The organism is Enterococcus sp. C53, assembly GCF_040887425.1.
GTDB classification, from domain to species: Bacteria; Bacillota; Bacilli; order Lactobacillales; family Enterococcaceae; genus Enterococcus_B; species Enterococcus_B hirae.
On the sequence record NZ_JBFOFT010000009.1, the window covers coordinates 79,329 to 92,298 of the forward strand.

The window sequence follows — 12,970 nt, forward strand, 5'->3', positions numbered from 1 at the left end:
AAATTATCTCATTTTTTGTTCTATAGTCAGTAGTGTGATACAGATGGATGGTTTCATCTGCAGTTACAAAATCGTTGGCCAACGAGAACAATATGGAGGTAATAGACATGAAAGATATGGATATCAAAGCCGTCTTTATTGGCGACAAATCAGAAAATGGCGCATTTTACAAAATGCAATTGAACAAGATGGTCGATGAACATTTAGGTTGGAGAGAGAATTATCTTCCTGGTGACGTTGCAGCCATTAGTGAAGCCGACAAACAAGCACCTCGATATATCGCCACTCGTGAGCATATGGTGGAAGTTTTGGATGAAGTCAGTCAACGGATGCGTGCAGGATCGATCCCTTGGCATTCTGCTGGGCGTTATTGGGGTCAAATGAACGCTGAGACATTGATGCCTGCCTTGCTTGCTTATAACTTTGCTATGCTTTGGAATCCGAATAATGTGGCATTGGAATCTTCTATGGCAACTTCACAAATGGAGGCAGAAGTAGGACAAGATTTTGCTGATTTATTCAATATGACCGGTGGCTGGGGCCATATTACAGCAGATGGCTCGATCGCAAACCTTGAAGGTCTTTGGTATGCACGTTGTATCAAATCTATTCCCCTTGCAGTGAAGGAAGTTTATCCTGAAAAAGTCAAAGATAAAACAGATTGGGAACTATTGAATCTTTCTGTCGAAGAAATCTTAGAAATGGTTGGAACCTTCAGTGATGAAGAATTAGATGCTGTCAAAGCAGCTTCATCTCGTAGTGGGAAACACCTCCAAGAACTTGGCAAATGGTTAGTGCCACAAACGAAGCATTATTCATGGATGAAAGCTTTAGACATTTGCGGGATTGGGTTAGATCAAATGATCGCTATCCCAGTTCAAGAAGATTATCGTATGGATGTTGCTATTTTAGAAAAAACGATCCGTGAATTAGCCGCACAAAAAATTCCAGTCCTAGGTGTGGTAGCGGTCGTTGGGACTACGGAAGAAGGCCAAGTGGATAGTGTAGATAAAATCGTCGAATTGCGAGAAAAATTATACAAAGAAGGAATTTATTTCTATCTTCACGTTGACGCAGCTTATGGCGGATATGCACGTGCATTGTTCTTAAATGAAGCAGGCGAGTTTGTACCTTATGAATCTCTGCCAGACTTTTTTGAAGAACATCATGTATTTAATTATGATGTTTCCATTGATCAAAGTGTTTACGATGGGTTCAAAGCAATCTCTGAGGCAGATTCGGTCACGATCGATCCGCATAAAATGGGCTATGTTCCTTATGCTGCTGGAGGTATCGTAATCAAACACAAAGAAATGCGTAACATTATTTCCTATTTTGCTCCTTATGTTTTTGAAAAATCAGTAAAAGCACCGGACATGTTAGGCGCCTATATTTTAGAAGGATCAAAAGCCGGGGCAACGGCTGCTGCTGTTTGGACTGCTCATCGTGTATTGCCATTGAACATTACTGGTTATGGTCAATTGATTGGTGCCTCGATTGAAGCAGCTCAACGATTCCGAGCATTTTTAGAACAATTGAGCTTTACCATCAAAGGGAAAACGATTGAAGTTTATCCTTTGAATCATCCAGATTTTAATATGGTCAATTGGGTATTTAAAGTCAAAGGATGCACGGATTTAAAAACGATCAATGAATTGAATGAAAAAATGTTCAATCGTTCTTCTTATATGGAAGGGGATGTTTATAGTGAACATTTCATTACTTCACATACGACCTTTATGAAAGAAGAATATGGAGATTCCCCACTTCCTTTCATTGAACGGATAGGTCTTTCGAAAGAAGAATGGCAAAAAGAACAAAAAGTGACATTGCTAAGAGCGGCAATTATGACACCATATCTTAATGATGACAAGATTTTCGAGTTCTATACGCAAGGCATTACCAAAGCCATGGAAAAAACACTCAATGAAATCTTATAACAATAAAAATTAACCGATAAACTGTCTAGTGAAGAACGGTGTTACAGGAAGCTATGATCAAAGAAGATAGATGATGCACGTTGAATTGTTGTATTCAGAGTAGAAAGAGTGGATGTTCAAACGCTTTTCCGATTCAAGATATCAAGATTATGTCAAACTCAGATAGTTGAAGACTAGTGAGTAATCGGGTAAACGCAAGCAGTTCTTTTTCAAAATGAAGTACTGCCATTAATTTTTTTCGTTCATAGCTTTTCCCCCCTGTAACGTTCAAATTAGATAGTTTATTCTGTGTTGATGGAAAGAAGGAAAATAACAATGACAGATTCGAAAACTTCACAAATCACTACACTGACATTCATCGGTATGACTTGTGCCTTAGTTGCTAGTGTTCGGAACATTCCTGATGTTGCAGCCACGGGTTGGACGATGCTTTTCTATATGCTTGTAGCGGTATTATTTTATGCTTTTCCTATTTCGTTGATCTCAGGTGAATTTGCTGGGATGTTTCCCCAAAAAGGTGGACCAGAACTCTGGGTCTCAAATTCTTTAGGACGAAAATGGGGCTTTGTTGTCTCATGGCTTTTATGGGTCCAAATGTTTCCAGGGATGGTGATGGTCGCTTCAGCGCTAGCACCTTTATTGGGTAATATGATTGATAACGTTCCTTTAGGGTTGAATAGTAAATTTACTTTGATCGTTATTCTAGTCGTGTATTGGATCATTACATTATTAAATTTGAAATTTGATATGGCTAAAATTGGTGGGAAGACCGGTGTTTGGTTAGGTCTATATATTCCATTAGCAATTATGCTTCTTTTAGGTATTTTTTCATGGATCAAAGTCGGTATCCAACCACATGCAACATTAGGTCATTTTTCTTGGGCTAAATTGATCCCTGATGCAGAAACAGCGAAATCATTCGTTTACTTTGCACCAATCATGTTTATCTTTACGGGGATCGAGATGTCATCTGTCTACATCACCCGTTTGAAAAATCCTGTAAAAACTTATACTAAAGGGATCTTTGCTGCATTGATTTTTCTCTTCTTTGTGAATACGTTGAATGCGTTAGTCGTAGCAAATGTGGTACCTAAAGGCCAAATGGAGTTGAATAATATTGCGCAATCCATTTCAATCTATTGTCAGATTCTAGGATTACCACATATCATCGTTAATATTTTCAGTCTATTAGTCTTTGTAGGTGTAGCTGTCCAATTATCTGCATGGGCTTCAGGACCAGCCAAAACAGTCACTGCAAGTGCGAGAAAAGGAGCATATCCACCAAAATTCAATTTTTGGAAAACGAACCAATTTGATGTGTCAAAATCAGTAATCTTAACACAATCAACGATTATTTCGATCTTTGCTTTGTTTTATTTGTTGATACCAGGTGTCAATCAGGCATTTCTGATGTTAGTGAACTCCACGACAGTGATTTATTGTATTGTATATGTCATTATGGGGATTGCTATTTTGAAATTAAGAAAAGCCAAACCTGAACTTGCCCGACCATTTAGAATCGGTAAAAAAGGTGGTAAGGGTGATTTAGGTGCATGGATCGTTGTACTTGTTCTTTTTGCAGCAATTGGCTGTTCGGTAGGTTTGACGATGCAAGCTGGAACGTTGATCAACTTTTTCGCAGTAACGGTGATTAGTTTGATCTTATTCATTGCCCCATTATGTATTGATAAAATCAGAAAACCATCATGGGAACAAGAAGTCCAACAAAAATTGAATCAAGAATAAAGAAAAGGTGAGTAAGATGGAAAGAACCACAATGAAGAAAACTTTGACGAACCGGAATATCCAGATGATTGCGCTAGGAGGTGCGATCGGGACTGGACTATTCTTAGGTTCTGCCAAAGCAATCAAGTTGGCGGGACCTGCTGTCTTGCTTACTTATTTTGTTTGCGGCCTCGCTATTTATGGGTTGATGTATGCGATGGGTGAGCTCTTTTTATCCAATAATGAGTTTCAATCGATCGGCGATTTCATCCAATACTATTTAGGCGAACGATGGGCATTTTTAGTCAACTGGACGTATTGGTTATGTTGGATGGGTGCTGGATTGACCGAATTGACAGCGATTGGTTTATATATCCGCTTTTGGTTACCAGCACTCTCTCCCTTAATCAGTGGGATCTTCGCACTTATTGCCTTAGTGATTATTAACGTAGTTGCGGTTCGTTGGTTTGGTGAGTTGGAATCCTTGTTTTCAACTATCAAGATTTTTGGGATTTTATTATTTATTCTTTTAGGGATTGGCGTTTGCTTTTTGTACTTCAAGTCACCAAGAATTGGTGTCAGAGAAAATTTTGATCAGCTCCAAACCATTTTTCCATTTGGACTAACCGGCTTAGTTGCTGCTTTTCCAATGGTTTTATTTAGTTTTGCCGGAGTTGAAATGATCGGTTTAACGGTGGGCGAAACAGCAGATCCACAGAAAAACCTTAAAAAAGCGATCCAATGTTTACCCGCACGTATCCTCTTTTTCTATATTGGAACGATCGTGGCGATTTTGTTAGTCGTTCCTTGGCAATCTTTAGATTTAAAAGAAAGTCCGTTGGTCACGATGTTACAGTTCATTCATTGTAGCAAAGGGGCAGGAGTCATCAACTTGATCATCTTGGTTGCTTCCCTTTCTTCCACGAATAGTGCCATTTATAGTACGAGTCGTATCTTATATAATACGGCAAAAGAAAAAAATCTTTCCAAATGGTTTCTAACATTATCTTCTCGAGGTGTGCCCTTGCACGGTATCTTATTTACTGGAGGCATGTTTTTATTAGGACTTTGTTTACACTTTTTTGTATCAGATAGTCGGATTTTATTTCAATTACTTGCAGGCATGACCACGATTTCGTTCTTATTTGTCTGGTCAGCTATTTTATTTGCCCATCTAAAATTAACGAAAAGTCAGTTGAAAAAATGGAAAGATCGACTCATTCTATGTTTTTTTGGTTTGGTAGGAATCAGTTTGTTTTTTGAACCAACTACTCGTGTGATTCCCGTAGTTTCCGTTGTTTGGTTTGGTGCCTTGAACTTGATCTATCAACGGATTCGTCAGACCTCTCCAAAATGATTCGATATTTTTCCCCTATTTTTTTCAGGGCCCTCTGAAATAATTGACGTTAAATCAAGTCTCTCCTACCTATAATAAAAGTATCACAACCGAAAGAGGAGGGATTGCGATGGTCTGGTATAAAGAAACAGCCCAAGAAGTGATGAAGACACTCAAAACGACTCCAGATGGGCTAAACCAAGATGAGCGTATCAGTCGTTTAAAAGAAAACGGCTATAATCATATAGAAGTAAAAAAGAAAGTTAGTCCATTACGAAAGTTTTTGAAGCATTTGACAGAATTATTGATGATTATCTTATTGGTTGCTTCTTTGTTAAAATTTTTTACAGGAGAAGTGATTGAAGGCAGTATTATTCTGGCAGTCGTTCTCGTCAATAGTTTTGTTGGTTATTGGCAAGAGCGAAAGGCTGAGGAAGCGTTAAACGGCTTAGAAAAACTTTTAGGACAGAACGCGGTGATTTTCACAGAAGGGATCAAAGAATTGGTTCCAGCTAAGGAATTAGTACCAGGTGATTTGTTAGCGTTGAAAGCAGGCGATGTTATACCTGCAGACGTTCGCTTGATTGAGGTCCATGACTTCATGGTAGAAGAAGCCGCATTGACGGGGGAGTCGGAAGCAGTTGAAAAGACTAGCGAACGATTGACGACAACTGTCTCAACCGGAGATCAGAAGAATCTGGCATTTTCTGGTACCTTAGTTCAAACAGGGACTGCGATTGGTGTGGTCATCGAAACGGGAGATACCACTGAAATCGGGAAAATCAATCAGGCACTACAATCAGTCCAACAACAAACTACACCACTCGTTAAAAAGATCAACCAACTAAACAAGCAGATCTTTCGTGGGATTCTTTTCCTTAGCTTGTTCTTACTCTTTTTCACGACATTTAGATATGGCTTGGAAATGAACTTCTTATTTTCAACGATTATTGCTTTGATCGTTTCGATGATCCCGGAAGGTTTACCAGCAGTACTCACGATGATCCTTTCTTTAGGTGTGAACGAAATGGCTAAAGAGCAAGCGATCATTAAAGGCTTGCCTTCTGTGGAAACTCTTGGCTCTATGACCGTGATTTGTTCGGATAAAACAGGAACCCTGACAAAAAACGAAATGAGTGTTGTCGAAACAGTGACGGATCAAGAAGAAACCATGTTGGCAATCATGAAAAACTGCCAAGAGATCCAAACCAAAGCAAATCAAAACGTGACCGAATTAACAGGAAACCCGACCGAACTTGCTTTACTACGTTACACGGCAAAAGCATCACTACCTTTGGAGCCAGTCAAAGGAAAAATCCCATTTAGTTCAAGCTATAAATACATGGCAACAATGCATGACAAACAGGAACATGCGATTGTTTATGTCAAAGGGGCACCAGAAGTATTACTAGCAAAAGCGAACTTGACACCGAAACAAGTCGGAAAATGGCAAGAGGAAGCGATGAAACTCGCCCAAAAAGGACAACGAGTCTTAGGCTTTGCTTATAAGACACTTGCTCCTGATCAAGAATTGGGACATGATCAATTGAATGAACTGACCTTTGTAGGGATTGCAGGAATTATCGATCCACCAAAAGAGAGTGCGATCCGAGCAGTCAAAGAATGTCAAAATGCAGGGATCTCGGTGAAAATGATCACAGGAGACCATAAAGACACTGCGCAGGCAATTGCTGAACAAATCGGTCTCAAACACACAAAAAACGTGTTAGAAGGAATTGACATTGATCGTTTATCCGATGAAGAACTAGCGAAACAAGTGAAATCAGTAGATGTATTTGCCCGAACGACACCGGAACACAAGTTACGGATCGTGGATGCTCTTCAAAAAAATGAAGAAATCGTTGGAATGACGGGTGACGGTGTGAATGATGCGCCAGCTTTGAAGCGTGCTGATGTAGGAATCGCTATGGGAATCAAAGGGAGTGAAGTGAGCAAGCAGGCAGCGGACATGGTACTGGGTGATGATAATTTCCATACGATCGCTAAAGCGGTCAAAGAAGGGCGGAGGATTCTCGACAATCTTCAAAAAACAATCAATTTTTTCTTACCAACAGCTTTAGCCCAAGGACTGGTCATTATTTGGGCACTACTCGTTAACCAGCCGTTACCACTGACACCTGTCCAAATTTTATGGGTGAACATGGTTACTACGATCACGTTATCCTATGCTTTAGGATTTGAAAAAGCTGGTAAGGACACGATGAGTCGCTCACCGAGAGATCCAAAGCAAGGGATTCTCACCCGCTACAGTGTGTTCCGAATCTTTTATGTGTCATTGCTGATCATGATTCCTGCTTATTTACTAGCAATGAGCTTTGAAGGACAAGCGCTCCAACAAACCATGCTTTTACAAAATATCGTAGCTGCTCAAGCTGTGTATATGATCAATTGCCGCGAGTTACTTGATCCTTCATTGAATCGTAGTTTATTTGAAAACAAAGCGTTGTTCTTGTCACTCGGGATGTTGGTCCTCTTGCAAGCAGGAGTGATTTACTTACCGATCGCACAACAGCTAATTGGGACAACAAGTCTTTCCCTGACAGAGCAACTACCGATCTTACTAAATATTCTAATACTTTTTGTAATCGTTGAGATCGAAAAGCGGATCAGTAAGATGATCGCCAAAAAAAGAAATGCTGAGTTACCCACGTAAAAAGTACCACCACAAACAGGAAATAAAAGCTTATAAACGTACTCTTTGGCCATTACCAAATAGACATTTATAAGCTTTTGTTAGTTACTTGATCATTGATCGATGTTAAGACAGAGCATAAAAAAACTAAGTGTGAGTTACAAATACGATCGCAACGATAAGTCACTTAAACGATCCAATTCATTTTTTGTCGGGATCGTTGAAAGATAAATGACAGGCATTGGCGGTGTATCGATCGGAATATTTGAAACTAATAAATCATTTTTCTTGATAGTGATATCTGACAATTGACTCAATTCAATGGGTTCCAAGATCACTCGTTTGCCTAAATAAGCATTTAATTCTTGTTGCAAAAAAGCTTTCCATGAAGGTTCCCCTTGAAAAATAAAATAAATCGTTGCTTGATACGGCTGCACGGCTAAAAGTGTCTGTTGGATCAATAAAGAAAGTAAATAAAAGAAATAAGTCTCATTGGTGACCTTTTTGACCATGCTCGTCGATTCTTTAACTTGTTGCAACAAAGCGAATTTATGAGGATATAACTCTGGGTATTCTTGTTCATATTCTTTTAAATAATAGTGATATTGTTTGGTTGTTTGTTCGATCAATAACGGTGATTCATAGTATTTCAGGAGTAGTAAAATCAAATTTTCCGGTAAGTTTGTTTGTTCTAACTCTTTGATAGCTAAGCTTTCTGATAGACGATTTACAAATTCACGAATGTTTGTTTCTGCAGGGTGACGGTGTAAAATATCCAAGATCATAGGCGGGTAAGAGTTGTTATAGTTCCAACTGTCAAGAAAACAGGAAAAAGCAAACGCTGCTTCTTTATCTTTAAGATAGACCCCTTCAGTTCGGTACAGTTTTTCTAATTCAGGAGCATAGAGTAAAAATAATTGATCCTGGGTAGAAAACAATGAAGTCGGGATTCGACAACCAGCTTTGATCCGAATCGTGTTGATAAAAAACCAACAAATCCCGAATACCTCTTCGGTATCAACAGCTAACTCAGCTTGTCGTAAACGTTTGAGAAATCGGAAGTAGTGTGATTCATGGATCGAGTAATCCTCGAAAAAATAGTTGTTATGGGTAAACGGCATAAGTAACCGATGATAAAATAGCCGAATGGTTTCTTCTTCACCTGAAAACGACAAACGGTGGCGGTTTTGTTCGATCTGTAATTCATAGACGACTAATTGTTGATTCAATTTTTTGACATGACGATTCAATGTTTCGTAAGACAAGCCGTTACGTGCTAAAAAGGTGGGGGTAGCGACTTCTTTAATCGTTAATAATTCTTTCAATAATTGGACACTGATCGACTGTGTCAGAAAAATTTCCCACAGTTCATTTGTCAGGAGATTCTGTTCGTTTTTTAGTTGAATCCCTGATTGGTCACTATTGATTAGCCAGCCTTTAGGTAATTGGGTTTTGATTGTTTGAAGATCAGAAAAAATCGTACGCTCTGTGGTATTGACAACTTCGGCCAATTCGTTCACAGTTATTTGCGAGTGATTCAGTAATAGTTCCACTAAAGAGACTTGGCGTTTGATATCTTTTTCAGTAATGATTTTTTTCATTAAAGAATACATCGGATCAACCTTTCTTTGTTAAGTATGACAAGTGAGGAAGACACTCGTTTCGCCGCATCTTCATAATGAAACCTGATTATTTTAGATAGCGCTTACCATTAGTATAATGAAAAAAGGCACAATATCAAATAAAGGATGAGTTTTTTGGATTTTTTTACTTCAATCAGCCTTCGTTTATTTAAAGTAGAAGTTAGCTAAAAAATTTGACTTATACTAAAATAAGTAAAAAGATAGTCATGTGAGAGGAGTGAGTAGAATGGAAAACAGACTAAACGATTATCGCCGCTTACTAGCGATTGCTCAAGCTGGATTGCTTTATGGGAAAGACGTGTTTGACAAAGAACGATATGAAGAGCTGCAAGAAATCTCGTTGAAGCTGCTGAGTGAAGTGGGATTGGAAACAAAGGAAGAATGGACAAGCCTAATAGAAGCTCATGAAGGATATCCAACACCAAAAGTTGACGTACGTGCATGGATCAAACAAGACGAGAAGATTCTATTGATCGAAGATACAAAAACACAAGAATGGTCATTACCAGGAGGATTTGCAGAAGTTGGTTTGTCTCCTAAAGAAAATATACGTAAAGAAGTCAAAGAAGAAACTGGATTAGAGGTAGAAGTAGGTCAATTATTAGCGATATTTGATACGAATCTGCGCACAGACATCCCTCAAGCCTTTCAGTATTATAAAATTGTTTTTTCTTGCGCTATCTTGTCAGGTACGTTTGTGGCAAACCATGAAACTTCTAATATGAAATTCTTCCACTTAAATGATTTACCAAAACTCTCGCTGAAACGTACGACCAAAGAGCAACTATTGATTTTAGAAAAAGCTACCTTGCCTTATTGTGATTGATCAGGGAAGGTAGTTTTTTATTTTTAGTGATTTTTTGTTGCAAATGCAATAAAAAAGAGTAAAATCATACTAAAGCTAGGTAAGGGAGGGCTAAAATGGACGAAATCATTCGAGAGATTGGAGCAATTGCCCGTGCCTTGGACTCGATTAGTAACATTGAGTTTCAAGAAGTTGATTTGACAAGAGGACAATATCTGTATTTAGTACGAATCTGTGAACATCCTGGCATTATTCAAGAAAAGTTAGCTGAGATGATCAACGTTGACCGAACAACAACGGCACGTGCGGTGAAAAAATTGATAGCAAAAGACCTGATAAAAAGCATGCCAGATAAAAAAAATAAAAAGATAAAAAAACTTTACCCAACGGATCGTGGAAAAAAAGTCTATCCGTTTATCCTTCGAGAGCATCATTATTCCAATCAAGTAGCTGTCAAAGGGTTATCCCAGCAAGAAGTTTTGCAATTACACACACTTTTGCAAAAAGTTCGGAAAAATGTGAGTGAAGATTGGCATTATATAAAAAAAGGAAACAAAAGAATTTATTGAAAGGACTGGAGCGGTGAAAACAATCGAAATCGTAGGGATCAAAGAAACGGAAGTAGAAAAATTACAGGCAATTAGTATCGAGACCTATCAAGCTACCTTTGGTGAACACAACAGTGAAGAATTGATGACGACCTATTTGGATGAAGCTTATGCGCTCGATAAATTGAGGCGAGAACTACAAGAGGAACAGTCAGAATTTTATTGGGCATTACTAGATGACCGGATTGCTGGCTATCTAAAATTAAATATAGGGCAAGCACAAACAGAAGCAATGGGAGAAGGATTTTTAGAGATCGAACGTATTTATGTCCGATCGCCATTTAAATCTAAAGGGATTGGATCTAGATTGATCGAATTTGCTGTGCAAAAAGCGCAAGAAAAACAAAAAGAGGCGATTTGGTTAGGGGTATGGGAACATAACTATCCTGCCTTAGCTTTTTATAGAAAACATGGATTCCAACATCATAGCCAACATATTTTTTATATGGGAGATGATGCTCAGACAGATTATCTATATGTCAAAAATTTACAGAAATAAAAGGAGTAGAAACATGGAAAAAATCATCGCAGAACAAAATTTTTGGGAAGTCTTTCCAGAAGCAACAATTGAAGTTTTGGTAGTCGAAGGTATCGATAATCATGTAGATAAAGCCAAAGAAGAACAATTCCATCAACTATTGAATGATGCAGCGAAAGAAGCAAGAGGATATTTGACAGAAGAAACATTCAGTCAAAATGAAGTCATTGCCCAATGGCGTCAAGCTTTTTCACATTTTAAAACCAAAAAAGGAGCCCGTTCATCGATTGAAGCGTTATTAAAAAGAGCTAGCCAAGAACGTGAATTTTTCCCTATCAACCCATTAGTCGATATCTATAACAGTATTTCTCTAACATTTGGTGTGCCATGTGGAGGAGAAGATCAAGAAAAAATCAAAGGGGATCTTCATCTAGGAAAAGCTCATGGTGGTGAAAGTTTCTTACCTCTAGGAGCAGAAGCTGATGCACCAGCTTTACCAGAAGAAATCATTTATTACGATAACGAAGGAGCAATCTGTCGCAGTTTCAACTGGCGAGAAGCGCAACGGACAATGTTGACGGAAGACACGACTAAAGCCATTTTGGTTATTGAATCAGTCACAAAAGAGCAAGCATCACGTGGCGCAAAAGCAATGACAGAATTGAAAAAACGCGTGGAACAAACATTTGGCGTAGAAGGGAAAACATTTACGCTAACGAAGGAACATCCAGAAATGAACATTTGAAGTAGGAGCGAAACGTAGGAAGAAAAAGTAGCTCAACCAATAAGATCACATAGAAAAACGAGGGATTTTTCTATGTGATCTTGTTTTCTCTAACGAGTGTAGTTTTGAATGGTTTCGTTTCACTGTTGTGCCATCAAATCTTATCAAAACAAGACAAACTGACAAAGAATCGTCACAGTCTGTCAAATCTTGTCGGATTTTTCGATTCTTAAACCGAGAATTCTTTGATTATCCGCTTTCATGATATACTTAATGAAAAGGATCAACACCATCAAAGGAGGATCAGAGATGATCGGTAAAACCAGAGTCATGCTTTATGCAGAAAATGTTGAAGTGCTTAGTCAATTTTTTGTCGAAACTCTAGGCGCAACAGTTAGTGAAACGATTGAGTTACCAGAAGAATTTCAAAGTACGATCGTGCAACTTTCACCAGAATTTGAATTAGGGATTTTTCCAAAAGTTTTTGTCCAACGATTTTCGCCAGAAGTGTTAGGTACGACTCCTTCGATCATTTTCTTTACGGATCAATTTGAGGAGATCTATCAAAAAATAGAGAATGCTGGTGAAATCATGGAGAACAATGGCGTAGAGACGTTCAACTTTTCTGATCCAGAAGGAAACTATTTTGTGATCGGTAAGTTGTAATGTTTGAAATCAGAAGAGGTCCTGGTGTTTGAAAAGGAGATGCACAGGACAAGGAATTTAAATAAATGAATAACAAATTTTTGAAGGAAAGGAGAGACTGTCATGAATCTAATCGCAAAAATGGAAGAATATTCACAGAGACGACGAGAAGAAAAAAGTGAAAAAATCCGTATGAAAAACTTGAAGACAGGGAAAAAGCCAACAAAAGGTTGGGGGAAAATGGTAGATACAGGATATGGCGGCTTGAATTCGTTGACTAATTCTAGTGAAATTAGTAAATATTTTTCGGCAGAAAGTGACATCAAGGGATTCATTGCTGAAGAACAAAAACGCATCGGAAAAGAGCAGCTAAAAAATAGCTAAAGCAAACCGATTTGGTACGCTATTTTGTT

The 12,970-nt window shown here is 38.4% G+C and carries 11 protein-coding genes; 10 read left to right on the forward strand and 1 reads right to left on the reverse strand.

Translation table 11 applies throughout. The features are described from left to right. Window positions 1-107: 107 nt before the first annotated feature. The 4 genes from tdc to AB3I42_RS11400 all read left to right on the forward strand — a co-directional run bounded on the left by tdc (window position 108) and on the right by AB3I42_RS11400 (window position 7,675). Window positions 108-1,940, forward strand: coding sequence for a tyrosine decarboxylase (gene tdc, locus AB3I42_RS11385; protein ID WP_010720987.1), 1,833 nt, complete (start codon window positions 108-110; stop codon window positions 1,938-1,940). Between the two features lie 315 nt (window positions 1,941-2,255). Continuing rightward, a complete protein-coding gene (locus AB3I42_RS11390) occupies window positions 2,256-3,686 on the forward strand; it encodes an amino acid permease (protein ID WP_131773287.1) in 1,431 nt (476 codons plus the stop codon). Window positions 3,687-3,702: 16 nt separating this feature from the next. Continuing rightward, window positions 3,703-5,022 (forward strand): amino acid permease, encoded by a 1,320-nt coding sequence (locus AB3I42_RS11395; RefSeq protein WP_010737009.1) that lies wholly within the window; start codon window positions 3,703-3,705, stop codon window positions 5,020-5,022. A 109-nt stretch (window positions 5,023-5,131) separates the two neighbouring features. Beyond that, complete coding sequence (locus AB3I42_RS11400; RefSeq protein WP_034867962.1) at window positions 5,132-7,675, forward strand: HAD-IC family P-type ATPase; 2,544 nt, start codon at window positions 5,132-5,134, stop codon at window positions 7,673-7,675. A 137-nt stretch (window positions 7,676-7,812) separates the two neighbouring features. On the opposite strand, the gene AB3I42_RS11405 is transcribed toward AB3I42_RS11400, so the two are convergent. Further along, window positions 7,813-9,267: a helix-turn-helix domain-containing protein gene (locus AB3I42_RS11405; RefSeq protein ID WP_010737011.1), complete on the reverse strand. Its 1,455-nt coding sequence runs from the start codon at window positions 9,265-9,267 to the stop codon at window positions 7,813-7,815. A gap of 256 nt (window positions 9,268-9,523) precedes the next feature. On the opposite strand from AB3I42_RS11405, the gene AB3I42_RS11410 reads away from it, so the two are divergent. The 6 genes from AB3I42_RS11410 (at window position 9,524) to AB3I42_RS11435 (ending at window position 12,941) form a co-directional block, all read left to right on the forward strand. Continuing rightward, a complete protein-coding gene (locus tag AB3I42_RS11410; protein WP_010737012.1) occupies window positions 9,524-10,123 on the forward strand; it encodes an NUDIX hydrolase N-terminal domain-containing protein in 600 nt (199 codons plus the stop codon). Between the two features lie 95 nt (window positions 10,124-10,218). Then, a complete protein-coding gene (locus tag AB3I42_RS11415; RefSeq protein ID WP_010737013.1) occupies window positions 10,219-10,671 on the forward strand; it encodes a MarR family winged helix-turn-helix transcriptional regulator in 453 nt (150 codons plus the stop codon). A 13-nt stretch (window positions 10,672-10,684) separates the two neighbouring features. Beyond that, complete coding sequence (locus AB3I42_RS11420; RefSeq protein ID WP_368022507.1) at window positions 10,685-11,209, forward strand: GNAT family N-acetyltransferase; 525 nt, start codon at window positions 10,685-10,687, stop codon at window positions 11,207-11,209. Between the two features lie 13 nt (window positions 11,210-11,222). Further along, a complete protein-coding gene (locus AB3I42_RS11425) occupies window positions 11,223-11,933 on the forward strand; it encodes a B3/4 domain-containing protein (protein ID WP_131773286.1) in 711 nt (236 codons plus the stop codon). Between the two features lie 288 nt (window positions 11,934-12,221). Beyond that, window positions 12,222-12,578: a VOC family protein gene (locus AB3I42_RS11430; protein WP_010720978.1), complete on the forward strand. Its 357-nt coding sequence runs from the start codon at window positions 12,222-12,224 to the stop codon at window positions 12,576-12,578. Between the two features lie 102 nt (window positions 12,579-12,680). Further along, on the forward strand, window positions 12,681-12,941 hold the full coding sequence (locus tag AB3I42_RS11435; RefSeq protein ID WP_010737016.1) for a hypothetical protein: 261 nt from the start codon (window positions 12,681-12,683) through the stop codon (window positions 12,939-12,941). Window positions 12,942-12,970: the final 29 nt, after the last annotated feature.

Bases quoted from the DNA above. Each gene is read 5' to 3' on its own strand.
- tdc (WP_010720987.1), top strand. From the start codon at position 108: ATGAAAGATATGGATATCAAAGCCGTCTTTATTGGCGACAAATCAGAA.
- AB3I42_RS11390 (WP_131773287.1), top strand. From the start codon at position 2,256: ATGACAGATTCGAAAACTTCACAAATCACTACACTGACATTCATCGGT.
- AB3I42_RS11395 (WP_010737009.1), top strand. From the start codon at position 3,703: ATGGAAAGAACCACAATGAAGAAAACTTTGACGAACCGGAATATCCAG.
- AB3I42_RS11400 (WP_034867962.1), top strand. From the start codon at position 5,132: ATGGTCTGGTATAAAGAAACAGCCCAAGAAGTGATGAAGACACTCAAA.
- AB3I42_RS11405 (WP_010737011.1), bottom strand. From the start codon at position 9,267: ATGTATTCTTTAATGAAAAAAATCATTACTGAAAAAGATATCAAACGC.
- AB3I42_RS11410 (WP_010737012.1), top strand. From the start codon at position 9,524: ATGGAAAACAGACTAAACGATTATCGCCGCTTACTAGCGATTGCTCAA.
- AB3I42_RS11415 (WP_010737013.1), top strand. From the start codon at position 10,219: ATGGACGAAATCATTCGAGAGATTGGAGCAATTGCCCGTGCCTTGGAC.
- AB3I42_RS11425 (WP_131773286.1), top strand. From the start codon at position 11,223: ATGGAAAAAATCATCGCAGAACAAAATTTTTGGGAAGTCTTTCCAGAA.
- AB3I42_RS11430 (WP_010720978.1), top strand. From the start codon at position 12,222: ATGATCGGTAAAACCAGAGTCATGCTTTATGCAGAAAATGTTGAAGTG.
- AB3I42_RS11435 (WP_010737016.1), top strand. From the start codon at position 12,681: ATGAATCTAATCGCAAAAATGGAAGAATATTCACAGAGACGACGAGAA.